23 protein-coding genes and 1 tRNA gene are annotated in these 25206 nt (G+C 56.7%); 12 read left to right on the top strand and 12 right to left on the bottom strand.

The genetic code is table 11. The features are described from left to right. The first annotated feature begins 149 nt into the window (after positions 1–149). The 3 genes from AC0JZ1_RS14415 (at position 150) to AC0JZ1_RS14405 (ending at position 4164) form a co-directional block, all read left to right on the top strand. The gene (locus tag AC0JZ1_RS14415; RefSeq protein WP_471883463.1) at positions 150–2225 is read left to right on the top strand and encodes a HAMP domain-containing methyl-accepting chemotaxis protein; all 2076 of its coding nucleotides are present in this window, start codon (positions 150–152) and stop codon (positions 2223–2225) included. Between the two features lie 227 nt (positions 2226–2452). After that, positions 2453–3955, top strand: a complete 1503-nt coding sequence (locus AC0JZ1_RS14410; RefSeq protein WP_471883024.1) for an ATP-binding protein — start codon at positions 2453–2455, stop codon at positions 3953–3955. Between the two features lie 132 nt (positions 3956–4087). Continuing rightward, positions 4088–4164 (top strand) — tRNA-Arg (locus tag AC0JZ1_RS14405). A 159-nt stretch (positions 4165–4323) separates the two neighbouring features. Here the strand turns inward: AC0JZ1_RS14405 and AC0JZ1_RS14400 are convergent. The 5 genes from AC0JZ1_RS14400 to AC0JZ1_RS14380 all read right to left on the bottom strand — a co-directional run bounded on the left by AC0JZ1_RS14400 (position 4324) and on the right by AC0JZ1_RS14380 (position 7339). Further along, the gene (locus AC0JZ1_RS14400; protein WP_471883462.1) at positions 4324–4707 is read right to left on the bottom strand and encodes a curlin; all 384 of its coding nucleotides are present in this window, start codon (positions 4705–4707) and stop codon (positions 4324–4326) included. Positions 4708–4916: 209 nt separating this feature from the next. After that, positions 4917–5309 carry a curli-like amyloid fiber formation chaperone CsgH gene (gene csgH / locus AC0JZ1_RS14395; RefSeq protein WP_471883023.1) on the bottom strand — a complete coding sequence of 131 codons (393 nt, stop codon included), beginning with the start codon at positions 5307–5309 and terminating at the stop codon, positions 4917–4919. Between the two features lie 40 nt (positions 5310–5349). After that, positions 5350–5781, bottom strand: a complete 432-nt coding sequence (locus tag AC0JZ1_RS14390; protein ID WP_471883022.1) for a curlin — start codon at positions 5779–5781, stop codon at positions 5350–5352. A 105-nt stretch (positions 5782–5886) separates the two neighbouring features. After that, positions 5887–6399, bottom strand: coding sequence for a flavin reductase (locus AC0JZ1_RS14385; RefSeq protein WP_471883021.1), 513 nt, complete (start codon positions 6397–6399; stop codon positions 5887–5889). Positions 6400–6577: 178 nt separating this feature from the next. Beyond that, on the bottom strand, positions 6578–7339 hold the full coding sequence (locus tag AC0JZ1_RS14380; protein ID WP_471883020.1) for a Crp/Fnr family transcriptional regulator: 762 nt from the start codon (positions 7337–7339) through the stop codon (positions 6578–6580). Positions 7340–7404: 65 nt separating this feature from the next. Here AC0JZ1_RS14380 and hemN point away from each other — a divergent pair, with 65 nt between their 5' ends. Continuing rightward, positions 7405–8754 carry an oxygen-independent coproporphyrinogen III oxidase gene (gene hemN, locus AC0JZ1_RS14375; RefSeq protein ID WP_471883019.1) on the top strand — a complete coding sequence of 450 codons (1350 nt, stop codon included), beginning with the start codon at positions 7405–7407 and terminating at the stop codon, positions 8752–8754. A 58-nt stretch (positions 8755–8812) separates the two neighbouring features. On the opposite strand, the gene cysQ is transcribed toward hemN, so the two are convergent. Beyond that, positions 8813–9616, bottom strand: a complete 804-nt coding sequence (gene cysQ / locus AC0JZ1_RS14370; RefSeq protein ID WP_471883018.1) for a 3'(2'),5'-bisphosphate nucleotidase CysQ — start codon at positions 9614–9616, stop codon at positions 8813–8815. A 149-nt stretch (positions 9617–9765) separates the two neighbouring features. Between cysQ and AC0JZ1_RS14365 the strand changes: the two genes are divergently transcribed. Then, positions 9766–10806 (top strand): proline racemase family protein, encoded by a 1041-nt coding sequence (locus AC0JZ1_RS14365; protein WP_471883017.1) that lies wholly within the window; start codon positions 9766–9768, stop codon positions 10804–10806. Between the two features lie 16 nt (positions 10807–10822). On the opposite strand, the gene AC0JZ1_RS14360 is transcribed toward AC0JZ1_RS14365, so the two are convergent. Continuing rightward, positions 10823–11764 carry a tetratricopeptide repeat protein gene (locus tag AC0JZ1_RS14360; RefSeq protein ID WP_471883016.1) on the bottom strand — a complete coding sequence of 314 codons (942 nt, stop codon included), beginning with the start codon at positions 11762–11764 and terminating at the stop codon, positions 10823–10825. A gap of 226 nt (positions 11765–11990) precedes the next feature. On the opposite strand from AC0JZ1_RS14360, the gene pyrC reads away from it, so the two are divergent. The 5 genes from pyrC to AC0JZ1_RS14335 all read left to right on the top strand — a co-directional run bounded on the left by pyrC (position 11991) and on the right by AC0JZ1_RS14335 (position 17090). After that, positions 11991–13040, top strand: a complete 1050-nt coding sequence (pyrC, locus tag AC0JZ1_RS14355; protein ID WP_471883015.1) for a dihydroorotase — start codon at positions 11991–11993, stop codon at positions 13038–13040. A gap of 91 nt (positions 13041–13131) precedes the next feature. Next, complete coding sequence (locus AC0JZ1_RS14350; protein WP_471883014.1) at positions 13132–14301, top strand: GGDEF domain-containing protein; 1170 nt, start codon at positions 13132–13134, stop codon at positions 14299–14301. Positions 14302–14509: 208 nt separating this feature from the next. Beyond that, on the top strand, positions 14510–15208 hold the full coding sequence (locus AC0JZ1_RS14345; protein WP_471883013.1) for an orotate phosphoribosyltransferase: 699 nt from the start codon (positions 14510–14512) through the stop codon (positions 15206–15208). A gap of 177 nt (positions 15209–15385) precedes the next feature. Beyond that, positions 15386–16312 (top strand): carbohydrate kinase family protein, encoded by a 927-nt coding sequence (locus tag AC0JZ1_RS14340; protein WP_471883012.1) that lies wholly within the window; start codon positions 15386–15388, stop codon positions 16310–16312. Between the two features lie 58 nt (positions 16313–16370). Then, a complete protein-coding gene (locus AC0JZ1_RS14335; protein ID WP_471883011.1) occupies positions 16371–17090 on the top strand; it encodes an SDR family oxidoreductase in 720 nt (239 codons plus the stop codon). Between the two features lie 58 nt (positions 17091–17148). Here AC0JZ1_RS14335 and AC0JZ1_RS14330 read toward each other — a convergent pair whose 3' ends face one another. From AC0JZ1_RS14330 to AC0JZ1_RS14315, 4 genes are all read right to left on the bottom strand, one after another. Further along, positions 17149–17544, bottom strand: a complete 396-nt coding sequence (locus AC0JZ1_RS14330) for a VOC family protein (protein ID WP_471883010.1) — start codon at positions 17542–17544, stop codon at positions 17149–17151. A 3-nt stretch (positions 17545–17547) separates the two neighbouring features. Next, positions 17548–19164 (bottom strand): glucose-6-phosphate isomerase, encoded by a 1617-nt coding sequence (gene pgi / locus AC0JZ1_RS14325; RefSeq protein ID WP_471883009.1) that lies wholly within the window; start codon positions 19162–19164, stop codon positions 17548–17550. A gap of 90 nt (positions 19165–19254) precedes the next feature. Further along, positions 19255–20493, bottom strand: a complete 1239-nt coding sequence (locus tag AC0JZ1_RS14320; RefSeq protein WP_471883008.1) for an alpha/beta hydrolase — start codon at positions 20491–20493, stop codon at positions 19255–19257. A 142-nt stretch (positions 20494–20635) separates the two neighbouring features. Then, the gene (locus AC0JZ1_RS14315; RefSeq protein WP_471883007.1) at positions 20636–22342 is read right to left on the bottom strand and encodes a long-chain-fatty-acid--CoA ligase; all 1707 of its coding nucleotides are present in this window, start codon (positions 22340–22342) and stop codon (positions 20636–20638) included. A 223-nt stretch (positions 22343–22565) separates the two neighbouring features. Here AC0JZ1_RS14315 and AC0JZ1_RS14310 point away from each other — a divergent pair, with 223 nt between their 5' ends. Further along, a complete protein-coding gene (locus AC0JZ1_RS14310; RefSeq protein ID WP_471883006.1) occupies positions 22566–22958 on the top strand; it encodes a PRC-barrel domain-containing protein in 393 nt (130 codons plus the stop codon). Positions 22959–23082: 124 nt separating this feature from the next. Next, positions 23083–24210 (top strand): hypothetical protein, encoded by a 1128-nt coding sequence (locus AC0JZ1_RS14305; RefSeq protein ID WP_471883005.1) that lies wholly within the window; start codon positions 23083–23085, stop codon positions 24208–24210. Position 24211: 1 nt separating this feature from the next. On the opposite strand, the gene nadE is transcribed toward AC0JZ1_RS14305, so the two are convergent. Beyond that, positions 24212–25201 carry an NAD(+) synthase gene (gene nadE, locus AC0JZ1_RS14300; RefSeq protein WP_471883461.1) on the bottom strand — a complete coding sequence of 330 codons (990 nt, stop codon included), beginning with the start codon at positions 25199–25201 and terminating at the stop codon, positions 24212–24214. Positions 25202–25206: the final 5 nt, after the last annotated feature.

Genomic DNA, 25206 nt, shown 5'->3' with positions numbered 1-25206 from the left:
CGGTTCAACACGCAGGCGGCGAGAATGAATACTACTACTCGCAATAATTTTTCTTCAGTGTTCCTTAATTACTGAATGCCAAACTTCTAGTAAGTGGCCGGGAGCGGGGGCTCAGTGAACCGGTTATGCGGAACTGAAAGAAGGGCATGATGAAAATTCGAGGCAAAATCAACTTTCTGGTGGGTATCTTGAGCCTTGTTGCTCTGATTACCGGAGGGCTATCGCTCTTTGCCATCTCTGCATTTAACGACAAGATGGAAAAGGTCAACGCAGCTGCGGAGCGCGCCTATCGGGGTGAGAGTCTCAATCGCGCTGTGACAGCCGTTGTCATGGAGGCGCGTGGCATTTACGCTGCCAAGGACTCGGCTGATGCGGAAAAATTCGGTCAGGGCCTTATGAAAAGCCTGGACCAGATCGATGGCGTTCTAACCGCTTGGCAGCCCCTCGTTCCTGCGTCGCAGAAATCCGCTTTCGATGCTATGGTAGCGCGCGCCAAGGAGTTCCGTGCATTCCGGAGCGATACTGTTCGTCTTGCAAAGGAAGAGGGGCCGGCGGCCGCTGCCAAGCAGGGCAACAACGAAGCAAACCGCAATAACCGTAAGGCCTTCCAGGGCGAGATCGATGCGATCGTCAATTCGGACCTGGCTGAACTGAGCCAGATCAAGAAAGACATTGCGGATCTGGGTAGCACGCTGGTCCTGCTCGTCGGCGGTGTTACGCTGCTCGGCGTCGTGCTGGGCGCGGGCATTGGCATTTATATCGGCAGCCGTTCGCTGAGCCACCCCATCACTGACCTGACCGAATCCATGAAGCGCCTGGCATCCGGCGATTACACAGCCGATATTCCTTCGCTCGGACGCGCCGACGAAATCGGTGACATGGCTGCGGCTGTTGAAGTGTTCAAGAGCAACGGTCTCGAAGTCAACCGCATGAATGCCGAGGAAAGCGCCAATCGCGCCAAGAGCGATGCGCTGCAAAACCGCATGGCAAGCGTCATGGCTGCTGCGGCGAACGGTGATTTTTCCTCCCGCATCAACAAGGATTTCGGTGATCCGGCGCTTGATCGGTTTGCCCGCAACGTGGATCAGCTTCTGGAAGCCGTGGATAGTGGTCTCAACCGCACGAGCGCTGTGTTGAAGCGTCTTGCGGTCGGTGATCTCACCGAGACAATGTCCGGTGATTTTCACGGTGCATTTGCCGAACTGCAGCATAACGTGAATGACGCCATCAATGGTCTGCGCAAGACCATGTCGGAAGTTCATACCTCCACCAGCTCCATTGCTACCAATTCGGAAGAGCTTCGCGTTGCAGCGGATGACCTGTCTCGCCGCACCGAGCAGCAGGCCGCTGCCCTGGAAGAAACATCGGCAGCACTGGAAGAGATTACAGCTGTTGTGCAGACCTCCACGATCCGCGCCCAGGAAGCCAGCGAGATGGTGACCGAGGCCAAGCAGAGTGCTGCGCAATCGGCCACTGTCGTTCGTGATGCTATTGCGGCCATGGGGCGGATCGAGCAGGCGTCACATGAGATTTCTCAAATCATCAATGTGATCGACGAGATTGCCTTCCAGACGAACCTCCTGGCGCTCAATGCAGGCGTTGAGGCTGCACGTGCTGGCGAAGCTGGTAAGGGCTTTGCGGTGGTCGCGCAGGAAGTTCGCGAACTGGCACAGCGATCGGCAAATGCCGCAAAGGACATCAAGGCTCTCATCACCAAATCCGGTGAGGAAGTGGCTGGCGGCGTCAATCTCGTTCAAAAGACAGGTACGTCCCTGAGCGAGATCGAAACCCGCGTCCTCAGCATCAATGACCATATCCATTCCATAGCAACCGCCGCCCGCGAACAGTCGACAGGTCTGCAGGAGGTGAACACGGCTGTGAACCAGATGGACCAGGTCACGCAAAGAAACGCGGCTATGGTGGAAGAAACTTCTGCGGCAACACATAAGCTTTCGCAGGAAACGGCGACATTGTTCTCGCTCTTGTCCCAGTTCCAGATCGGCGACCGCCAGACGACGCAGCGCATTTCTACTCCAGCGTCCGCTCCTGTCAGAGCAACGCCGAAAGCCACGTCGCCTTCAACCCCGCAATTGGCAAGGGCAGGTGCGGCACCGAAGTCTTCTCCAGCCCGCAAGATGGTTGGCAATCTGGCCCGTGCATTAACGGGTAGTGCATCGGCTGCAGTTGCCGTGGCTCCGAGCGGTGAAAACTGGGAAGAGTTTTAAAACTCGGCCAGATTACTGAAAGGTAATCCGGTAAAGGCGTCAGAGGGGTAGAAAAACCCGGCTGACGCCTTTACTATTTCAGCCGAATGTTCGCGGCATGACGTTTCATGCGCGAAGTGAACACATCGCCAATCTTCTCTGCCCATCTGCGCGGCAGAAGACAGGTATGTGCGGTCAAGGCATGAATTCCTGCGCATGACTTAGGCGCAGGTGGATCGGAGACCCGAATGGCCGGTGAGGCGGACGCATCCGCCCTCGTGGGGAAAACACCCGCACAAGAGGCGGAACAGATCATTGAGCCGATGCCTCGCCGCTTGAGCGGCTTGTCTGGCCGTCTGCTGTGGTTGACGGTTGCCTTCATCATGCTTGCGGAAATTTTGATCTTTATCCCCTCCATCTCCGTCATGAGAATGACGTGGCTCTGGGATCGGCTGGATACAGCCGCTGCCGCCGGTATTGTCATCGATGGCCTGCAACCGGCGGAACTGCCACGGGAAGTGCAGAACGACACCTTGCTTGCTACTGGCACCAAAGTGCTGGCGCTGCGCAAGGATGGAACCTCGCGCCTGCTTGCAGCCATTGATGTGCCGCCCCAGGTGGATGAAACTTTCGATTTGGCGCATGAGGGCATGGTCGATTCCATGCGCAATGCGCTCGAAACGCTGTTTCTCGGTGGTGGGCGCGTGATGCGCGTCTTCGGTCCCATCGGCGAAACTGATATGATTATCGAACTGGTGATGACGGATGATGCCTTGCGCAAAGCCATGATTGGCTTTTCCAGGCTTATGTTTGCGGTATCGCTGCTGATTTCCGTTTTTACCGCTATCCTGATTTATCTTTCAATCAACAAGATGATGATCAGCCCGATCCGACGGCTGACGCACAGCATGCAGCACTTCTCGGAAAGGCCGGAAGATCCGCAGCGCGTGTTCAAGCCGGGCCGCGCCAAGGGCGAACTGGAAGTGGCCGGGCATCATCTGGCGGCCATGCAGACGGAGCTCCAGAGAACGCTTAAACAGCAGAAAAATCTCGCTGATCTGGGGCTCGCCGTCTCCAAGATCAATCATGATATGCGCAATATCCTCGCCTCCGCACAGTTGATGTCGGATAGGCTTGTGGATGTGGATGATCCCATGGTTCGAAGCTTTGCCCCAAAGCTGCTTCGCACCATTGATCGTGCCGTGGGCTACACCAGTGAAGTTTTGTCCTACGGGCAGGCGTCCGAGGCTGCCCCACGGCGACGTCGCCTGAAGCTTGCGGAACTTTGTCAGGATGTGCAGGATATCCTGGCACTCGATCCGGACGGCAGCATCGAATTCGTCGAACAGATCGCACCTGACCTGGAGGTGGATGCCGACGGGGAGCAGCTCTTCCGCGTTATCCATAACCTCTGCCGTAATGCCGCACAGGCGCTCGCTCAGGCGGAACCGGAAGAGGGGCAGGCGCACCGCATCCTTCTGAGCGCACAACGCGTGGGAACGGTCGTTAGCATCATCGTGGATGATAATGGCCCTGGTATGCCGCAGAAGGCGAGGGAGAACCTCTTTGCCGCGTTCAGAGGATCTGCGCGCTCTGGCGGAACCGGGCTCGGGCTTGCGATTGCCAGGGAGCTGGTACTTGCCCATGGCGGCACAATTGCGCTGGTCGAGAAGCCAGTCAGAGGCACGCAATTTCGAATCGAAATTCCCGACCGTCCGGTCTCCTTGGAGGACTATCGCGCAAGAGCATGAAAAATATATAACAAAAACAATAGCTTGCTAACTTGTATCAAGAAAATGACAGGCATAACTCCAAAAGCGCTTGCAATCATCGGCGCAAGGCTTTAGAGGATCGCCAACGCCGACGGACAGTCGGTGAGGCAAGCACCCGTAGCTCAGCTGGATAGAGCACCAGACTACGAATCTGGGGGTCAGGAGTTCGAATCTCTTCGGGTGCGCCACCTCTCTTCTTTCAAAAAGAAATTGTTTTGTGTCGGAAGATGCGCTTTCCTGTGCTTGGTCTTCAGCAAAGCATGCTTTGATGATGCCTCATTCCATCAAGCAAAAAGAGCGCCTCTCGTTTCTTCGAAGGCGCTCTTGTCTGGTCTCATTTTCCCGCTTTACCAGCCATAGCTGAATGTCAGGCCGCTTTGTCCATAGCCGCGCTGCTCCACATCGGTGCGCGTGCCGCGGCCATATTGGAATATGCCGTAAGCATTATCGTCGCCTTCCTGACGCAGGGTCGCGCTGTGATCCTGCCCGCGCTGGCGGATGAAACCGATATTGCCCCTGCCGCCCTGATAGAGGCCAGCGGCATTGCCTTCACCATTCTGCCGGATCTCGCCATTCTTCAAGCCGCGATACATGGAATAGATCCGCATGCCTGTCGAGAGCAGCTCGCCACCTTCGGCTGGAGGAGCAAGATTGAAAGAAACAGAGCCTCCTGCCATGGCAGGTGTTGAAACTGCGGGCAGGGCTGTTCCTGCAAGTGCGGTGCAAATCATGGCGGTCTTCAAAATCGTGTTCATGGCAATCTCCCCTGGCTTTCAGTGTGGGTGTAAGATGCCATCATGCGGATGAACCGATCTGGAATCAGACATTTAGCTGCCGTTCAGCCACCAGGAATTCGCGCTTGGCTACTAGGGTTAGAATGCAATGAACGCAAAAACCGGCCCACCATGGGGGCCGGTTTTGAATCATATATAGATAGGCCTCAGATGCGAGGTTCCACCGTTTCCAGGCATTTGACGCTTCTGCCCTCGGCGGTGATTTCGAGGCGGGCGTCATAGGCAGAGCCGGAGCCGAGAGAAACAGTGCCAAGCGAGACCGGCTTGGTCGCGGTCGCGCTGAAAGGCCCGCCTTGCTGGATTGTGTTGGAGCCACCATTGCCGGAGCCATCCACCTTCAGGCGGTAGGTGCCGTCAACGGCTTTATCAGACATGGCGAAGGCCTGAAGCGTCGTCATGCCACTACCATTGGTGACCTTGAGCTCGCAGCGAAGCGGTCCTTTGGCTGAACCTGCAAGGGCGAGACCTGCGGTGCCGCCCACTGCCGCGATAAGCAATGTCAGGGCCACCGTGCTTTTTGCATTTCTATTGATGAACATTGCCATACTCCGGGTCGAGAGAGAGTGCTAAAACCGTTGATCAGTCACAGGATTGAACGAAGGCTGCCACATTGCCGCTGCCAGCCTGGGCAACATTGGCGCCGCAACCGCGACCGACCTGCACGCCTGCAGCAATGTTGCCATTGCCATCCTGCGTGAGGATGGTGTTGTGGTCTGAACCGAATTGGGCCACGCCTGCCGCATTGCGGTTGCCCGTCTGGTAGCTGGTCGCTCTGTTGCGATAGCCTTCCTGGCCTGTCACGGAGAGGTTGTCTGAGCCGCGCTGATGGGATGCCGAAGTGTTGGCATGGCCGTTTTGATAAACACGCATCCGGTTCCAATAACCGTTTTGCGCGCCGCCCGCCGAGTTGGACCAGCCATATTGCTCGATGCGGACATCATTGGCCAAAGCGGGCACAGCACCTGCAAGGCTGGCAATGGTGACGAGAGCAAGAATAGATTTGGCAATCATGGAAGCGTCTCCGTTTGCGGACAATGCCGCCGTTGAACGCTTCCTTTTTATGGTAGCTTCTTGGAACGGGTGCTGAAAGGCCCGTTTAACTTCGGTTCATCGTCGTTAACCGACTGAGCGATACCCGCGGTCGAAGTAAATCAAGGCGCTGCCGTCGTCGCGGATGTCTATGTCATCGACCTCACAGAACAGAACGTTGTGCGTTCCGCCGTCCACAACAGAGCGGATACGGCAATCGAAGCTTGCCAGTGCGTCAGGCAGTTTCAGGCTGCCGTTTCCGGTTATGTCCCACTGCGCGGCGGCAAAGCGCTCATCCACCGGCGTCTTGCCCCCGAACAGACGGCTTAAAGGCTCATGCTCCTGTGAGAGAACATTTACGCAAATCCTGGCGTTAGCCGAAACGGCGCTGGATGCTGACGAAGCCTTGTTCAGGCAAACCAGCAAAGTGGGGGGATTATCGGATACGGAACAGACGGCAGTTGCCGCAAAACCAGCGCGGCCGCCCGCGCCATCCGTGGTGACAATGGTGACCGCTGCTGCAAGGCGCGCCATGGCATTGCGGAAAACCAGGCTGCGGTCTTCGTCTTCAACGCGTTCTTTCAAAGCGGGTGCAGTCATCAAGTCATTCTCCATGGATGCAGGCGGCGCAAGCTCAAGGCTTGGCGAAGGCAGATACGGATATTGCAGGGGAATAGACCATGGCGCAAAATCAGAACATGCCAAGAAGTTCAGCGAATTAGAAAATCCTGCTCAAGTCCATCGCTTGATCACCAAGTTCGACCAGGAACAGGGCGGTTCAGCCTGCCCTTGCACGAAGCCTTGCGAGGCTGACGATCTCGATATGACGGTTTGCGGTGATCTGGATTATGCCGTCCGTCCTCAACCGCGTGAAATTGCGAGAAACCGTCTCAATGGTAAGGCCCAGGTAATCAGCAATATCAAGCCGCGATACAGGCAGGTCGAATATGCGTCTGTCGCCTTGAGCATCCGGGTCCATATGCATGGCAACCAGCAGCAACAGACTTGCCACTTTCTCTGCAGCCGATTTTCGCCCAAGCGTCACCATCCAGTCACGCGCCTCGTCCAGTTCCCGCAGGGACTGGTCCATCAGCCGTTTGCGCAGGGTGGGGTTGCCTTCGATCAAGCGCTCCATGATGGCGCGGGGAACGCGGCACACTTCGACGCTGGACGCTGTTTCCGCCGTTAGAGGGCTTTCGCTGGCATAGAGCCTGCCCACCAGATCGGGCGCAAACTGCAGACCGACGATTTGCTGGCGACCGTCTTCCAAAGTTTTGGAAAGCTTCACGACGCCGCGCATGATGTTGTCATAGGCCTGCACTTCTGTACTTTCACCCACCAGTTCTTCGCCCGCAGGCTGGCTCAGCTGGCGGGTATGTTTTGAAAGATAGCTGAGTTCAGTCGCGTTCAGCGCCCCGCACATGCCTTTGTGGCGGACCTCGCAGGACTTGCAGAGTTCCGGGACGTCAGAGTTGTGAATGTCGGAGCGGGTTATATCCATGGCGAGGCATGTATAACGGCTTTCTTCCAGGCTGCCCATTCTGCTTGATCTTGATCAAGGATCGCCTGGTTTTCCCTTCTATTCTGGCGGCGAAAGGAAACACCATGCAGCCAGATCTTCTTCGCCGTTATGCCGTCGCCGTACCACGTTACACGAGTTATCCAACGGCTCCGCATTTCCATGACCGCATTGGCGCAGAAGCCTATGCGCAATGGCTCGCGGCAGAAGATGGGGATGATGCGGTTTCGCTTTACCTCCACATCCCTTTCTGTGATCGCCTCTGCTGGTACTGCGGCTGTCACACCAAACAAACCAAACGCTATGAGCCGGTGGCCGGTTATGTGGAGGCTTTGCTGGCGGAAATCGCGCTGGTCGCTGCGCATCTGCCCAAGCGCCGTGTGCTTGGCTCGATCCACATGGGCGGCGGCTCCCCCACCATTCTGTCGATTGCAGATCTTGGTCGCATTCGGCAAGCACTCGAAGCTGCCTTCGATATTGCGCCGGATTGTGAAATCAGTGTCGAAATCGATCCGGGCTTCGTCGATGCGGAAAAACTGGCCGCCTGGCGTGCCTTCGGCGTAAATCGCGCCAGTGTCGGCGTGCAGGATTTTCATCCACAGGTGCAGGCAGCCATCAATCGTCCGCAAACCTTCGAACAGACGGCGAAGGTTGTTACCATGTTGCGTGAGTTGGAGGTGGGGGGCATCAATCTCGATGTGGTCTACGGATTGCCGCACCAGACCTTGGAGAGCCTGGATGAAACCCTTCGGCTTGCCCTTTCCATGCAGCCGGATCGCTTCGCCATTTTCGGCTATGCCCATGTGCCATGGATGAAGAAGCACCAGACCTTGATTGATGAGACAACACTGGCAGGCGTGGAAGAACGCTTTGCCATGCAGCAGTTGATCGCAGATAGGGTTAAGGCCGCAGGCTATCTCGCCGTGGGTATCGATCACTTCGCCAGACCGGGCGACAGCCTGGCAGAAGCGCTTGCCGCAGGCGAGGTAAAGCGCAATTTCCAGGGCTATACGACGGATCGCGCTCCCAGCATGATCGGCCTTGGTGCCTCCGCCATCGGAAAGGTGCAGGCGGGCTATGCGCAAAATATCGTGGCGACGGGCGAATACATGCGCGCTGTCCAGGAAGGTCGCCTTCCTGTCGCGAAAGGCTTTGATCTTTCTGCAACAGACCGGGCCGTGGGTGCAGCCATTGAACAATTGATGTGCAGCTACTCGTTTTCGGCGAAAGACCTTCGGCGCGAGTTTGGTTCAGCAGCCGATGTGCTGCTCCTTGATGCCGCCCGTATGCTCCAGCAGGATGCCGACGGCTTCATTGCCTTCGATGGGGATCGTTTCGAAGTTCTGCAAGCCGGAAGACCCTTCGTTCGCACCATTGCAGCGGGCTTCGACCAGTATATCGGACGCAATGCAGCAAGACATTCCGTTGCTGTCTAAAGCATTCCAGGAAAAGTATGCAGCGGTTTTCCGTCCGGAAATGCGCACGTTCTAAGGGTTACGCGTTGCGGCGGCCCCAGGCGAAGAAGCCGGGATTGACGAAATCGGCTTCATCCAGTCGGTTGATCTTGCCATAGGCGAGGGGAGCTCCATCGGCAGTGAGGACGCTTCCTCCCGCCGCGCGCAGCACGGCATCGCCTGCCGCCGTATCCCACTCCATGGTGCGATTATAGCGGAGGTATAGGTCAGCCTCGCCTTCGGCCAGCAATGCGAATTTCAAGGACGAGCCGATCTGACGATACTGCGTCACGCCAAGCTCTTTCAGATAGGGCTGACACTTCTCATCCAGATGCGAACGGCTAATCATGGCGACCGGCGGTTTCGCAACGGCTCGTGCGTGAATCTTATCGCGCTTGGTCACATGGCCATCCGCGTCAACGGTCAGTTTCCAGGCACCTTGCGGTCCACCCAGATAAGCGGTGCCCAGAACAGGCGCATGAACCACGCCAGCAACGGGGACACCCTTTTCGATCAACGCGATATTCACCGTAAACTCGCCATTGCGGCTGACGAATTCCCGAGTTCCATCCAGCGGATCGATGAGAATAAAGCAACCGCCGGAGATATCTGAGCGGATACCCTGAGACATCTGCTCCTCGGCGATGATCGGAATATCGGGAAGCTTGCTGTTCAAAAGCGTAATGATGGCGGCTTCGGCGGCAATATCCGCTTCCGTCACCGGCGAGGCGTCGGCCTTGTGCGCCACGCCACAGCCGCGTCGGTAGATGGCCAAAATGATCTGGCCAGCCTGAAGGGCCGCCTCTTCAAAAACAGCCAGCAATTGTTCTGCATTGTCCTGCATACATCCTAGATGCGGCACACACCTTAAGAATGCAACGTCTTTTCTGTCGAAGAATTTGTTTTGGGAGATGCAGGAAGAGCATTTGCAGGCGCAGGCGATAGCAATATGGTCCAACCCTCATACATGCCGGATGAAAGGAAAACGGGGCCATGCGTTGGAAGCGGACGATGCAGTTGCTGGATGTGCATGCCGAGGGAGAAATTGGCAAGGTTGCCATTGGCGGCGTGCCAAAAATCCCAGGTGCCACCACAGCCGATAAACTGGCATGGCTGAATTCTGATCCAAAGGGCCAGGAGCTACGTCGTTTTCTCTGCCTTGAGCCACGCGGCAACCCCATCGGCTCGGTCAACCTTCTGGTGCCACCAAGTGATCCGAGCGCCGATGCCGCCTTTATCATTCTGCAGCCAGATCAGGCCCATGCCAGCTCCGGTTCCAACTCCATTTGCGTGACAACCGCCCTTTTGGAAGCAGGCATCGTGGAGATGCAGGAGCCGGAAACCATCGTGACGCTGGAAACGGCAGCCGGTCTGGTCAAGGCAAAAGCCACCTGCCGTGACGGACGCTGCGAGCGTGTCGAGCTGACGATGGTGCCTTCCTTCGTGCATGAACTCGATGTCGCGCTCGAGACGCGGTGGGGCCGCATCACAATGGATCTGGCCTATGGCGGCGTATTTTATGCGCTGGTGGATGTACGCCAATTGGGCCTGACGATTGAGAAGAAGAACGCCGCCGCTCTCGTGGCCGCCGGTATGGAGTTGAAGGCGCAAGTTAATGAAGCCTTTCCCGTGGTGCATCCAGAAATTCCGGCAGTCTCGGGCGTTGCCTATGTGATGTTTCGCGATACGGACCCGGATGGCGTGATCCGCACCTGCACCACCATGTGGCCGGGGCGTGCGGATCGTTCGCCTTGCGGAACGGGCAATTCTGCCAATCTCGCCACGCTTTACGCACGGGGCAAGGTGAAGATCGGCGATGTGCTGACATCGCGCTCGATCATCGGTTCGGAGTTTCGGGTAGGGCTGAAGGAGCTTGCCAAGGTGGGCAACCGTGATGCCGTTATCCCCACCGTGAGCGGTCGCGGCTTCACATTCGGTCAGCAGACTGTCGCGCTCGATCCGTTCGACCCATTGGCGAACGGCTTTGCCATGACAGATGTATGGGGTCCATCAGCCGGGGATATTCCCGGCTGACTGTCGCTATCGAATCTTAGATCTCGACGAGGGAAGAAGGGATGGCGACATCGCCATCCTGAAGCACCAGCATATCCAGGCCATTGTTATTGGCCGCAACCTCAGGCGATTGTTCCGGTGCATTTTTCGGCAGAAGGCCAGCCTGCTGCATTTCCATCAGCTTTTGCGCGCCGAACTTGTCGCCGTGGGAGGCGGCATCGGCATAAAGCTGGGCAGCGCGTTCCGGGTTGGCCTTGATGCCTTCGCCCGCTTCATACATCAGGCCAAGGTTGATCATTGCATCCGTGCTGCCGCGCTTTGCCGCAACATCGTACCAGGCAATGGCCATCTGGTTGTCTTCGGGAACGAGCTTGCCCTCGTCGTAAATAGCGCCAAGGTTGAAAGCAGCCGTGTCATCGCCATGAGCTGCGGCGAATTCGAACCAGTGGATGGATTGGCCTGGATCAGGCTTGGTGCCAAGACCATCGCGATAGGCAACGCCGAGATTATAGGCTGCAAGAACGTTGCCTGCGTCGGCTGCCTGCTTGTACATCTGAAATTCTGATTCCTGATCGCCGAGACGGCCCAGTAACATTCCAAGATTAACCTTCGCCGCAGAGTAATTCGCATTCACCGCGGTTTCATATGCACTCATCGCTTCATCAGCCTGCTCAGTCTTGTTCAGGGCGCGGCCAAGCTGGAAAGCAAAACGTGGGTTCTGCGTTTCCTTGTAGGCAATCGAGCATGCGGCAACGGCCGAACCATCGATTTGCTCGATACTGACGGGCGCAAAAGCCTGATTGCGGTTCAAATCATAGGGGCTGCCCGCCATCCGGTCGCACTGCTCTTGCATCGCTGCAGTGGCTACACGGTTCGAAGAAGGCTGGGCGCTCAGGCTCGCCGTCATGGCTCCGACGGCAAACACAGTTCCTGCACACACACTTGCAAATGTTTTAATTTTCGAAGAACGCGTATTCATTCTTCTCTCCGGCGGTTGGTTTTGTTTCTAATCTTGTTGGCTCTCCAACGCCGTTCGTGCGTAAACGGTTCCTTTACTTGTTGATGATCACAGCTTGCTGATCGCGGTTGATCTGGCGCGAGCAGTTTTCGGCGTGGCGCACAATCTGCCAAAACGGGTTGTCGCATTCACCCTCACGGTGCTAATGCCAAACTGTTGCGAGACTTGAGAGCGGACGGAAAATCCAATGAAGACGATCAGCATAAAGCGCCCGGATGATTGGCACCTTCATTTGCGCGATGGTGCCATGCTCAACGGTGTGATTGGCGATACGTCGCGCCATTTCGCCCGCGCCATCATCATGCCCAATCTCGTTCCGCCTGTTGTCACCACGGCAGATGCCAAGGCCTATCAGCAACGAATCGTGGACGCGATCCCGGCGGGTCACCGCTTCGAGCCGCTGATGACGCTCTATCTGACAGAACACACAGACCCCAACGATGTTGAAGAGGGTAAAAAGAGCGGGCTTATCAAGGCCGTTAAACTTTACCCTGCCGGTGCCACCACCAATTCCCATGGGGGGGTGCGCGATCTGGATAAGGCCATGCCCGTGCTGGAGCGCATGGCGAAGGTGGGGCTCAATCTCTGCGTCCACGGTGAAGTCACCACCCCGGAAGTCGATATCTTTGATCGCGAAGCCGTGTTCATCGAGGAAAAGCTCGATCTGATCCGCCGCCGTATTCCCGAGTTGAAGATCACGATGGAGCACGTGACCAGCAAGGTCGGTGTCGATTACATTCTGGCGAGCGACAAGAATCTCGCCGGGTCAATCACGACCCACCATCTGATCATCAATCGTAACGCCATTCTGGTGGGCGGCATTCGCCCGCATTATTATTGCCTGCCCATCGCCAAGCGCGAGACGGATCGTCAGGCACTGCGCAAGGCGGCGACCTCCGGCGACGCTCGCTTCTTCCTCGGAACAGATTCAGCCCCCCATGTCGATGGCATGAAGGAATGCGCCTGCGGTTGCGCGGGAATTTATACATCCATTAACACCATGAGCTGCCTTGCCCATGTGTTCGAGGAGGAAAATGCACTGGATCGTCTGGAAGCGTTTGCCTCCCTGCATGGCCCTGCCTGGTATGGCCTGCCGGTGAATGATGAGGTCATGGTGTTGGAAAAGCGAGAGAATTCTGTAACCTATCCAACCAAGGTCGAAACCGGTGCCGGTCCGGTCACTGTGTTTGATCCTCAGTTTCCTCTGCACTGGGCGGTGCGCGAAAACGAAGCATAGATTGCATTATTACGAAATTAGTAATGTATTCGACAGAATTGCTGGTTAGCTTCTGCCGCAGCGTGGATGAGGGCGTGGTTTCGGGGTTGGCATGATACTGGATTACAGAACTCTGCTGATTTCGCTGGGCGTTTCCGCGCTCTGCCTGTTACTCACCATACTTGGCACATGGATGGCGCGGCGGCAGGATGGCTTTTTGCTCACTTGCGTCGTTGGCCTCGCCTTTTTGGTGCCTGGTATCTTCACTTACAGCTACTATACGGAGATACCGTCCCCTTGGGTGGCTGTCATGTGCTGCTCTCTGATGTTAATGGGCTTTGCCACGATCTATGCGGCGGCCCGGCAATTCAGAACGGGAGCCTCGCCCATCGGGACTGGTTTGCAGGCCTCGCTTTGGGCGGCTGCATTGACGGCTTTGCCCATTGCAATTGGTCTTGATGGCCTCGGATTTTTGAGCCTCAATCTTACGGCAGCAACCATGTTGTTTGCTACAGCACTGGAATATTGGCGTGCACGGGATGAAGCCCGCGGGCCTTTGATCGGCATGGCAGCTTTGTATGCGATGACGGGCATGTCATTTCTTCTCTGTGCCGCCATGATTGGCTTCCAGCAGCACTGGATACTGGGCAGGGCACCGGATAACTGGGCTGAAAATCTGAACATCGCTATCAGCATTGCCGGCATGACCGGCATAGGTGCCATGTCTCTCATGGTGCATCAGGCACGGTTGACGGAGCATCACCGTCGTGAATCGCTGACCGATGCGCTGACTGGACTACCCAATCGCCGGGCGCTGTTCGAGGCCTATCAAACGCTGCCTTTCAATGAAGAAACTGCTGTCATCATTTTCGATATCGACCGGTTCAAGCAGGTCAACGATCATTACGGACACGCTGCGGGCGATGAAGTCATCCGCGTTTTGGCAGAAGAACTTCGCCAAAGCGTCGGGCTCACCTTGGCGGCGAGACTTGGCGGGGAAGAATTTGCAGCCGTGCTGCGCACCGCAGCACCCGGTTATGCGGAATGGCTCTCGGAACGCATTCGTCGCAATTTTGCGGATCGCGAGATCCTCGTGGACGGAGAGGTCCTTCGGGTCACCGTCAGTGCCGGTGTGGCTTACGGTCATGATAGCTGCGCCGATTTCGATGGGGTACTGCGCAGAGCCGATACAGCGCTTTATCTGGCAAAGCGCAATGGCCGAAACCGCGTTGAGCTGGCGTCGGCGTGCCAGCCGGATAAGGCACAGCGCTCGACAGCCTGAGTAGAAACCATCTTCCTTTTGTATTGTAACGCTATGCAAGGCTGGCTTCCCGTACATCTTGCTGCTAAGGCGTGAGTTCGAAAACGCGGGTCGGTTTTCGAGCATCCCGGGCTGAATTCGACAGCGTTTCCCAAAATCAGCCGCAGTGCGGCACGAGTGGCAATCGTTGAATACCCGTCACCTCGCGCTGCCAAACATGGAGACCAGCATGATTCAGGTGACCTATCCCGATCGCGCCGTCATGGCCGAACTCATGGCAAAAATGCTGTGGGAGATCGGCGCTGTTCATTTCCGTCCAGAGCAGCCCTACAAGCTGGCCTCCGGCATGGCGAGCCCGGTCTATATCGATTGCCGCAAGCTGCTTTCCTATCCGCGCATTCGCTCCACCATCATGGATTTTGCAGCCTCCGTGGTGACCCGTAATGCGGGCTTTGAAGCTTTCGATTGCGTGGCGGGTGGCGAAACGGCGGGTATTCCCTTTGCTGCACTCCTGGCAGAACGGCTGGCGCTTCCCATGATCTATGTGCGCAAGCAGCCGAAGGGGCATGGTCGCAATGCCCAGATCGAAGGGCATATGCCGGAAGGCGCACGGGTTCTCGTGATTGAGGACCTCACCACTGTCGGCGGCAGCATGTTCAAGTTCATCGATGCCATTCGGGCCGCTGGCGGCATTGTCGATCATGCCATCGCCCTGTTCTACTACGGCGTTTTCCCGGAAGCGGAAGCCCGGTTTGAAAACGGCAAGGTCAAGTGCCACTATATCGCCACCTGGCGTGAAGTCCTGGCAGTGGCCAAGGCACAGAAGCTGTTCGATGAAGCCACTCTGGCGGAAGTAGAAAGCTTCCTGGATCAGCCGCTGGCCTGGTCTGCCCGCAATGGTGGCGTAGCTGAACTTCCAAAGGGTTGATGCATGCAGGATGGCGAGCGTTTGCCCGCCCAATAATCAAATATTCGAATTTGACTGGCTTCTCGGAAGTCGGTATTTAATCGATTAAATTAGGGGATCGATTTTGACCCTAGGTCCAGAAACCACGGCCTGACCTCTGGACCTGCGAACCACTTGGCCAACTCTGGGAGGTTGTTGATGATCCTGTGCTGTGGTGAAGCCCTGATCGACATGTTGCCGCGCGAAACGACCGTTGGCGAAAACGGGTTTGCGCCCTATGCTGGTGGCGCGATCTTCAACACTGCCATTGCGCTTGGCCGCCTTGGCCAGCCCACAGGGTTCTTCACTGGCCTATCCGACGACATGATGGGCGATATTTTGCGCGAGACCTTGAAGCAGAGCCATGTCGATGATCGCTTCTGCGCCATCTCTTCGCGTCCAACCACCATCGCCTTTGTCAAGCTCGTCAACGGGCAGGCGACCTATGCCTTTTATGATGAAGGCACCGCCGGGCGCATGTTGTCGCGAGAAGACCTGCCGGAACTCGGTTCAGAAATCGAAGCGATGCATTTCGGTGCCATCAGCCTCATACCGGAACCGTGCGGAGAAACCTACGAAAGCTTGATGGCGCGCGAATATAAGACCCGCGTCATCTCGTTTGATCCCAATATTCGTCCAGGCTTCATCAAGGACCGCGAAAAGCACCATGGCCGGGTCGCCCGCATGGCGGCCATGTCGGATATCATCAAGTTTTCCGATGAAGACCTGGAATGGTTCGGCATGGACGGCGATCATGACACGCTTGCCAAATACTGGCTGGGGCAGGGTGCAAAGCTGGTCGTCATCACCCGTGGCGCGGAAGGTGCTGTGGGTTACACGTCCAGCTTAAAGGTTGCCGTGCCTGCCGAACGCGTGACCGTTGTCGATACGGTTGGCGCTGGCGATACCTTCGATGCTGGCATTCTCGCCTCCTTGAAGCGCCAGAACCTGCTGACGAAGGAGAAGGTCGCGAGCCTGTCAGACCAGGCCGTCAAGGACGCGCTTGTTCTGGGCGCCAAAGCCGCCGCGATCACGGTCTCGCGCGCTGGTGCAAACCCACCTTATGCGCATGAGATCGGCCTCTAGATCTTGCGTCATAATCCGCTAGGCTTGGCTGCGGTCCCGTAGTTATGGAGGCTGAACTGTGCAGAAGGTTGCGGTTGTCACAGGCGCTGCCCAAGGCATTGGGCAAGCCATAGCCTTGAAGCTGTCAGATATGGGATTTTTGGTCGTCGCCAACGATCTGCAAGATTCGTCTGTCATTGCTGGAAAGATCGAGGGCAAGGGCGGCGTAGCCATTGGTTTTGACGCAGATATAGCCGCTGGCGGTACATTTGCTGCAATTTTCGAAGAGGCTACCCATCGATTTGGTGGCGTCGATGTGCTGGTCAACAATGCCGGGATCATGATCCGAAAGCCGATCGCGGAGATCACGGATGAGGAGTTTGATCGGCAGATGGGTGTCAATTTGAAGGGCACCTTCAACGGCCTTCGGGAGGCAGCCCGCCACTTGCGCCCAGGCGGACGCATTATCAGTATTTCCAGCTCTGTTGCGACTATGGCCTCAGCGAATTACGGCATTTACGGTGCCAGCAAAACAGCGATCGAGACCATGACAAAGGTACTGGCAAAGGAACTGCAGGGACGCAATATCAGTGTGAATGCAGTAGCACCGGGGGCTACATCAACACCAATGTTTCTGGAAGGAAAAGCGCCTGCTGCCATCGAGGCCTTTGCCAGGTTATCTCCACTGGAACGGATTGGTGAACCGGAGGAAATTGCCGCCCTCGTCGCCTTTCTTGCTGGCCCGGAAGGTGGCTGGATCAACGGACAGATCATTCATGCGAATGGCGGGGTTATTTAGCGTTCACACGCTCTGGAGCCGATTTAGCCAAGGTGATCGAACAATAATCGCACGGCCGCTACACGCCCCAGGCAGCGTTCTGTAACACGACCCGGTAGCCATCCGGGTCTTCGAATGTCTGACCCACTCGGTCCCAATAGGGATTGAAGGATTGTACCGGCATGAAGCCATGTTGCTTCATGCGGCCTGTGCGCGATTGATACTCTTCATCATCTGGCAGGTAGAACACGAGCAAGTGGTCCTTGCTTGGCGAACGTCCGGCAACATGCTCCGGGTGCCTGGTGAACTCAAGATGATAAGGGGCCTTTGGATGCCCCAGTATCAGGCCATCGAATCCGTCATGCGCTTCGAAGCTGGCCAGAATCTGGAAGCCTAAGCCGTCGATATAAAACGGCTTCAGCCGACCGATGTCATCGGTCGGCCGCACGACCCGCAGGATGGGAGGATGAGTCATTCCTCAACCAATCAAGGCTTTGACCAGCCCGGCGGTCGAAGCGTCCTGACCGTCCGTTCCCTGCTTGCCTTGCACCACAGGCAGAAGGCCTGTTGCCAGCTCCTTGCCCAGTTCCACGCCCCATTGATCGAAGGAGTTGATGCGGAACAGCACGCCTTCCACGAAGACGCGGTGCTCGTAAAGCGCGATCAGGCGTCCAAGCGCAAATGGGGTCAACTGCTCATAAGTGAAGGTGATGGACGGGCGGTTGCCGGTAAAGACGCGGTGCGGCGCAATGTGGTTTGCCTTTTTCTCATCCATGCCAGCCTTTAGAAGCTGTGCTTTTGCCTCATCCAGTGTGCGGCCTTTCATAAGAGCGGCGGACTGCGCCAGGCAATTTGCGATCAAAAGCTCGTGCTGATGGCGCAGTTCCGGCTCAAAACCCTTTGCCGCAATCATGAATTCGGCAGGTATGATGCTCGTGCCCTGATGGATCAGCTGGTAGAAGGCGTGCTGACCATTGGTGCCGGGTTCACCCCAAACCACCGGGCCGGATTGGCCCTCGACAGGCGTGCCGTCAATCGTCACGCCCTTGCCGTTCGATTCCATATCCAATTGCTGGAGATAGGCGGGGAAGCGGGAAAGACGCTGGTCGTAGGGCAAAATTGCGCGGGACGGATAATCCAGAACATTGCGATGGTAATATCCGATGAGGCCGAGCAGGGCTGGAAGGTTCTCGCGAACCGGGGCCTGCCGGAAATGCTGGTCCATGGCATGTGCGCCATCCAGGAACCTGCCGAAATTCTCCGGGCCAATTGCAATCATCAGTGGCAGGCCAATCGCCGACCAGATCGAATAGCGTCCACCGACCCAATCCCAGAAGCCGAAAACGCGGTCTTGATCGATACCAAAAGCAGCGACCTTCTCCAGCGCGGTGGATACGGCTGCAAAGTGATGCTTCACCGCATCCTCGCCCAGCGCATCGGCAATGAACGCGCGGGCGCTTGCGGCGTTGGTCATGGTTTCAATGGTGGTGAAGGTCTTCGAGGCCACGATGAAGAGTGTCGTCTCGGCATTTAGAAGCTTCAACGTGTCGGCGATATGGGCACCGTCGACATTGGATACGAAGTAAGCGCGAGGGCCGTCATGGAAGGGGGCAAGCGCCAGTGTTGCCATGACGGGACCAAGATCCGAACCGCCAATGCCGATATTGACGACGTCCGTTATCGCTTTACCCGTCGCACCCTTCAAATTGCCGGAGCGAATGCCATCGGCAAACTTGCCCATGGCGGCAAGCACGCCATTCACATCCGGCATCACATCCTTGCCATCCACCAAAACCGGCCTGTTGGAGCGATTGCGCAGGGCCGTGTGCAGAACGGCGCGGTTTTCCGTGAAGTTGATCGCCTTGCCGGAGAACATCTCCTCACGCTTTTCCGCAACGCCGCCCTCGTCAAACAGCTTTTCCAGCAGCGAGAGGATTTCATCGTTCACGGCGCATTTCGAGTAATCCATTAGGAGATCGTCGAATTTCGCATGAAAACGCTGGAAGCGCCCCGAGTCCGCTGCAAAAGCAGCCCTGATATCGGTTGCCCCCGTGCGTGATGCGGTTGATTTCAGCTGTTCGACAATCGCCTGCATGGTCGTTCCTCATGCTCATCAATGAATGAGTGGGAACCTATTCGCTTTATGTGGCAAATCAAGCGCACATAAATCGATTTACGGTAAAGCCTACCTCCCGATAGCGGATTGGAGCGTGCCACCAAAGCTATCGCCCACGCGTCCTACCTGATCGGAATAGGAGCGGCGGGTATTCGGATCAAACACCGCAATCGGCGTGCTGACTGCAAGGCTCGCCGCACTTCCAACCGTCTGCGCCGTGCCAAGCGCAACGGCCCCGAGCCCTTCGCCAAGGCCGACCTTGGAATCGGTCACCGTCTGTCCTGCAATCAGGCGGTTGCCCAGCAGCTTTACCACATAGGGGCTTTCGGCGAATTTGCCGTGGTTCAACTGGTCGCCGCTTTGGAGCGCCGTCAGATCGAGAACAGTGATGCCTTCCTTCTCCAGCCCTGATCGATAGGGCTCCTGACGCGGATCGATCTGACCCAGCCGGTCCACGTCCCCGGAAATACGCTTTGAAAGCGCCAGCGCCCGGTCATCCTGGGAAACGAACAGGGTGAACTTCGGACGCTTCTTCCCGATTTCTGCCAGTTGTCGGCCAAACACATCGACATCGAGATCGGGCGAGGCCAGAATGACGTTCTGGATCTTTGGCGCGACCCGGCCATCGCGAATGGCCATTTGCCTGAGCGCCTCCACCGTCAGCCACGAGCCCATGGAATGGGCCATGATCGTTATTTCACCAACCTCCGGTTCCTGGGAGAGCAGGCGTAAGGTGGTTTCCAGCGCATCTCGGGAATAGTTGGTGCTTTCCTTGTCGTAGTTGTAAGCGAAAATGCTGCCGCGAGAGGGCCAGGTGAACAAGATCGGCGCAACATCCGCTCCGCTATCGTGCACGATCTGGGCAAAGCGGTAGACGGCATCTTCATACCGGTTGTTAAATCCATGCACGAAAACAAGCACGCGCTTGCTTTTCGGCAGATTGCTGCGAAGCCATGATTTCGACTGGTTTGGGGTCAGTTCAGTCACAGCCAATGTAGCGAAATCCTTGGCAGGATTTGCCGGTAGCTTCGATGGCCACTGTACCTGTCCGATTTTGCGCTTGGAATCCGGCGGGATCGATACCTTGATCTCGGTAACCTGCGGCTCCTTGCCACGTTCGCCTGAGAAAAGCACGCCGGGATTGGGCGAAGCCTTGCGGGTGGTGGCCACCAGCACATCCACTTTCGATGCCTGTGGCGATGTTTCCGCTACCGGAACCAGAACACCCTCCGGTCTGCTCGCACAAGAGGAGACCGTAAGGCAGACCGACAGAAGCAAGGCAAAGCGCGAAGAGGAATTGCAGATCATCTGCCGGACCACCGATCATTTGACATGGCGGCAGCGATAGTCTGCCACCATGTCACTTATCGGTCGAATTTACAGCCGTCTACTAACGAGCAGGTGATTGTGCGCCGGTGTGGCTTTCCAGCAATCCCTCATGCCAGCGGCCTTACGATTTATCCCGCAATTCGCGCCGAAGAATCTTGCCCACGTTTGTTTTTGGCAATTCGGTGCGAAATTCGATCTTCTTTGGCCGTTTGTAATTGGTGAGGTTGGCAGCGCAATGGGCTTTGAGGTCGGCTTCGGTCAGTGTCGGGTCGCGTTTGACGACAACCAGTTTGACGGCCTCTCCCGAATGTTCATCCGGCACCCCGATGGCAGCGCATTCCAGAACGCCCGGATGCATCGCGGCCACCTCTTCCACCTCGTTCGGATAGACGTTGAAGCCAGAGACAAGGATCATATCCTTCTTGCGATCAACGATCTTGATGTAACCCTTCTGATCCATGTAGCCCATGTCGCCACTGCGGAAATACCCGTCTGCCGACATCACCTTGGCGGTTTCGTCCGGTCGGTTCCAATAGCCCGCCATGACTTGCGGGCCGCGGATGCAGATTTCACCAACCTCGCCGAAGACAAGATCATTGCCGTCTTCATCACGAATAGTCACCTCCGTCGAGGGAACCGGAAGGCCGATGGTGCCGGTAAACTCATCGATGTCGATACGGTTGACCGTGGCCACTGGCGATGTTTCCGAAAGCCCGTAGCCTTCGGTAATCGGGCAGCCGGTCACTTTGTGCCAGCGTTCCGCGACCGGGCGTTGGATGGCCATGCCCCCGCCAAACACCATCAACAGGGAGGAATTGTCCACCTTGGCAAACTCGGCATTGTTCAAGAGCGCATTGAAAAGTGTGTTGAGCCCGGGGAAGATGTGGATCTTGTGCTTCTGCATATCCTTCACGAGGTTCGGAAGGTCGCGCGGATTGGCAATCAGCACATTATGCGCGCCAATGGCCACACCCATCAGCGAGTTCACGGTCAGCGCAAAAATGTGATAGAGCGGAAGCGCGCAAAGGAAGGTCATTACTTCCGGGCGGTCGCGCTTGATGAAGGCCGTTTCCAGCCAGTAACTCATCTGATCCTTGTTGGACAACAGGTTTCGGTGCGTCAGCATCGCGCCCTTGGAAACGCCCGTGGTGCCGCCCGTATATTGCAGGAAGGCAATATCATCGAGCCCTCGATCGGCCGGCGCCAAGGCCTTGCGCGCGCCCTCGGACAGCATGGCCTTGAAAGAAAGAGCCGATGCAATATTCCATGCCGGAACCAGCTTCTTCACCTTGCGAACGACGAAATTGACGATGTGGCCTTTCAATCCCAGCATATCGCCCATGCTGGTCACGACCACGCGTTTTAGCTCCGTTTTGTTCACCACCTGCTGAACAGTGTGCGCAAAGTTTTCCAGAACGAAAATGATTTTGGCGTTGGAGTCATTGAGTTGGTGTTCAAGCTCGCGCGGGGTGTAGAGGGGGTTGACGTTGACGACAACGTATCCAGCGCGAAGAATGCCGTAAACCACCACCGGGTTTTGCAGGATGTTCGGCATCATCACCGCTACCCGGTCTCCCTTGGTCAGCCCCTGGGCCTGCAGCCAGGCACCAACTTTGCGGCTTTCCTCTTCCAGCGCACGGAAGGTCAGCGCCTTGTCCATGCTCGAAAAGGCGGTGCGATCCGCAAATCGGGCACAGCTTTCCTCAAACAGTTGCGCAATGGAGCGGTGGGCAAGCGGCGGCAGTTCCGCAGGCACCGTGGGCGGATATGAGGCAAGCCAAATCTTGCGCTGTGGTGAATCCAAAGAGATATGGGAAACTTCGTTCATGCCGCCAACTCCTCCTGAAGGGAAGGTTGCTCCCGAGCCTCCACTCCCGCTAAGCAACCCTTATAACTTTTATATACGAATACGCGTCCGATTTATTCCAAAAGCTAAATGACTTTGACGTAAGCGTCAATTATCTGCGGCGGCGTCCACTATAAAATTCGGAACCGAATTCGCCCTGCGCGTGTTGGAATGGGCAGAAACACTTCAACAAAGGAGGTGCAACATGCTGCATCAGGAACCCCGCAACGGCAAAGATCCCTATGTGAAGGACAATTACGCTCTCATTGCCAGCGACAAGGTTGAAGGCACCAGTGTCTACGGCGCTGATGGCCGCAAGATCGGTTCCATCCAGCGTATTCTCTTGGAGAAACGCGGCGGCAAAGTCGCCTATGCCGTGTTGAGCTTTGGAGGCTTCCTCGGCATTGGAGATGACTACTATCCATTGCCATGGGAAAAGCTGAATTACGATGAAGAGCTTGATGGCTACCGTATCGACTTGACCAAGGATCAGATCACGGGTGCCCCGCGCTACAGCAGCCTCGACGATCAGAGCTGGTACCGTGAGCGGGACCGCACGATCCATGATTATTACGGTGTTCCACCTTACTGGATGTAAGTCCCATAATAGAGCGCAAAGGCCCGCAGTGAAGCATCGCTGCGGGCCTTGCTTTGTGCAGTTTAATCCAATCTTCAGGCTGGTATGCGAGGTTTCGCGCATCAGAGGGCGGGAAGGTAGGAACATGGTGGAGGCGAAAGGGGCAAAGGCCGCAACCACTCGTGATTTGCAGATGGATGATCTGCCTGCCATCGCCACGCTGTTCGCCCAGACCTTTCGTAAGCGTGCAGCTGATCGCGTCGCCACACCCGACCTCATTTCCGCTCTTCGTAGCATCTATTTCGAGAACCCCTGGACAGACCCGGAGATTGCATCGAAGGTCTTCGTGGATGAGCAGGATCGGGTCAGGGGTTTCATAGGTGTCACCGCCCAGCGCATGGTCTATGGTGATCGAAAACTGCGTGCAGCCGTGGCGGGCTCACTTGTCGTGCAGAACCCGGCGGAGCATCCACTTGCTGGCGCGCGTCTCGTGCGAAGCTTCCTCGGCGGGCCGCAGGACTTATCGTTGACCGAAACGGCCAATTCCACCGCCATGGGCATGTGGCGCAAGCTGGGTGTGCCAGTCAACACACACTACAGCATGGCCTGGGTTTGCCCCTTTCGCCCCGCTGCCTCAGTTCTGGCTTTGCTCACACCTCGCCACCCATCGGCTGGTGTTCTCTCGAAGCTTGCACGGGTAGCGGATGCCGCCTTTGCGCGGATCAGCAGGGATACATTACACCCCGTTGTCGAGCCTTCCCCTCGACGTCTCGTATTCTTTGACGTCGATCGCCAAACATTCGATGCAGCAGCGCTGATACTCTGTGCCTGTTACCCTCTCCGCCCGGATTGGGATGCAGCCTCGCTCGACTGGTTCTCCCATCACGCCGGGCAAAAGCGAATGCTGGGAGAGCCATGCTACCGGCTGGCGGTTGATGCACAAAACCGCCCCTTGGCCGCCTATATCTATTTCCGTCGTCCAGGCAATATGGCCTGGTTGCTTCAAAGCTTTGTGTCCGACAAACATGCCGACGATCTCGTTGATGATATGTTAGTTTCAGCTTACCAATTTGGCTGCTCTGCCATTCGTGGCGGAGCACAGCCTTGGCTGCTCAATACGCTTTTGCGGCGCAGGACGCTGTTCTTGGGTCGCAGTTATTTCCTCGCCGATGCGCGAGATAAGTCGCTACTGGCACCTCTCCAGTCTGGAGAGGCGCTTGTCAGCGGATTGGCCGGGGAAACCTGGATGAGGCTTATCGGCGATCGGTTCTAATTCAAAGAAGCGTGGCGGGTGCCGCGTGCAGATAGTCCGCCACCTTGCGCTTTGAAGCGATGTTTTTCCAAACCGCGTCCACCTGCTCCAAGGTCAAGCCTGTCGCCTGCGCAACATCTTCCGCAGCAATGTCGTGATCCAGCCCGAACAAGCATAGATCCATGAGATTGTAGGGGAGCGAGAAGTAATATTCATCCTGACCCTGTGGCAGGGACCAGGTGTCGGTGGTCGGCGGGCGACGGCGGATTTGTTCCGGCACGCCCAAGGCTTCGGCAAGTTGATAGACCTGGGTCTTATAGAGATGCGCGATGGGCTTGAAGTCAGCGGCGCCATCACCATTCTTCACGAAGAAACCCTGGTCATATTCCAGTCGGTTTGGTGTGCCAGCCACCGCATAGTTCAGCCGGTCGGCATGGTAATATTCCGTCTGTTTGCGGGTGCGCTGCTTCATATTGGCTGCAGCAATCATGCCAAGATAAACGTCGAGCGGCATTCGGTGACGGCTTTGCTGGCCTTGCGGGTCTGCCACCACAAGCCAGGAGATGTTGTAGCCACGGCCAGCAAGCGCATCTTCCAGCACGACCTTGCAACCCCATCCTTCTGAGAACTCTGGAACGATTTGGCGGATGAAGCCGTCACGGCGGCGATAGCAGCCCGCGGCATCAAGGCTTGGGCCAATATCTTCCAGCACGGTCTCGATGCCGATGGCCTCTGCCAGCGCCTTTCCGAGGCGAAGGCTTTCAGGATCGGAATCATGTTCCGGCATGAAAATGCCAAGCACTTTGGAAGGGCCGAAAGCGCGGGCCGCCAAGGCGGCAGTGACACTGGAATCGATGCCGCCGGAAAGGCCAAGCGTTGCTCCACGCTTACGTAGATCCTTGCCCACCACCTGCCGCATCCAGGCACAAATGCGCTCGATTTCCGCCTCGGCATCAAGTGTAAGGCTTTGCGCGGAAAAGGCGGGGGCGCTTTTGGCGCGAAGTGCTGTCATGGATT

It is taken from the genome of Affinirhizobium capsici (assembly GCF_977018625.1).
This window is presented reverse-complemented; position numbering and strand designations above follow the sequence as displayed.

Coding starts and splice junctions, on each gene's coding strand:
- pgi (WP_471883009.1), bottom strand. CDS start 19,164: ATGCAGGCGATTGTCGAACAGCTGAAATCAACCGCATCACGCACGGGG.
- csgH (WP_471883023.1), bottom strand. CDS start 5,309: ATGTTCATCAATAGAAATGCAAAAAGCACGGTGGCCCTGACATTGCTT.
- AC0JZ1_RS14415 (WP_471883463.1), top strand. CDS start 150: ATGAAAATTCGAGGCAAAATCAACTTTCTGGTGGGTATCTTGAGCCTT.
- AC0JZ1_RS14340 (WP_471883012.1), top strand. CDS start 15,386: ATGATCCTGTGCTGTGGTGAAGCCCTGATCGACATGTTGCCGCGCGAA.
- hemN (WP_471883019.1), top strand. CDS start 7,405: ATGCAGCCAGATCTTCTTCGCCGTTATGCCGTCGCCGTACCACGTTAC.
- AC0JZ1_RS14330 (WP_471883010.1), bottom strand. CDS start 17,544: ATGACTCATCCTCCCATCCTGCGGGTCGTGCGGCCGACCGATGACATC.
- AC0JZ1_RS14400 (WP_471883462.1), bottom strand. CDS start 4,707: ATGATTTGCACCGCACTTGCAGGAACAGCCCTGCCCGCAGTTTCAACA.
- AC0JZ1_RS14365 (WP_471883017.1), top strand. CDS start 9,766: ATGCGTTGGAAGCGGACGATGCAGTTGCTGGATGTGCATGCCGAGGGA.
- AC0JZ1_RS14320 (WP_471883008.1), bottom strand. CDS start 20,493: ATGATCTGCAATTCCTCTTCGCGCTTTGCCTTGCTTCTGTCGGTCTGC.
- AC0JZ1_RS14410 (WP_471883024.1), top strand. CDS start 2,453: ATGGCCGGTGAGGCGGACGCATCCGCCCTCGTGGGGAAAACACCCGCA.
- AC0JZ1_RS14345 (WP_471883013.1), top strand. CDS start 14,510: ATGATTCAGGTGACCTATCCCGATCGCGCCGTCATGGCCGAACTCATG.
- AC0JZ1_RS14350 (WP_471883014.1), top strand. CDS start 13,132: ATGATACTGGATTACAGAACTCTGCTGATTTCGCTGGGCGTTTCCGCG.
- AC0JZ1_RS14385 (WP_471883021.1), bottom strand. CDS start 6,399: ATGACTGCACCCGCTTTGAAAGAACGCGTTGAAGACGAAGACCGCAGC.
- AC0JZ1_RS14315 (WP_471883007.1), bottom strand. CDS start 22,342: ATGAACGAAGTTTCCCATATCTCTTTGGATTCACCACAGCGCAAGATT.
- nadE (WP_471883461.1), bottom strand. CDS start 25,201: ATGACAGCACTTCGCGCCAAAAGCGCCCCCGCCTTTTCCGCGCAAAGC.
- AC0JZ1_RS14305 (WP_471883005.1), top strand. CDS start 23,083: ATGGTGGAGGCGAAAGGGGCAAAGGCCGCAACCACTCGTGATTTGCAG.
- cysQ (WP_471883018.1), bottom strand. CDS start 9,616: ATGCAGGACAATGCAGAACAATTGCTGGCTGTTTTTGAAGAGGCGGCC.
- AC0JZ1_RS14380 (WP_471883020.1), bottom strand. CDS start 7,339: ATGGGCAGCCTGGAAGAAAGCCGTTATACATGCCTCGCCATGGATATA.
- pyrC (WP_471883015.1), top strand. CDS start 11,991: ATGAAGACGATCAGCATAAAGCGCCCGGATGATTGGCACCTTCATTTG.
- AC0JZ1_RS14310 (WP_471883006.1), top strand. CDS start 22,566: ATGCTGCATCAGGAACCCCGCAACGGCAAAGATCCCTATGTGAAGGAC.
- AC0JZ1_RS14390 (WP_471883022.1), bottom strand. CDS start 5,781: ATGATTGCCAAATCTATTCTTGCTCTCGTCACCATTGCCAGCCTTGCA.
- AC0JZ1_RS14360 (WP_471883016.1), bottom strand. CDS start 11,764: ATGAATACGCGTTCTTCGAAAATTAAAACATTTGCAAGTGTGTGTGCA.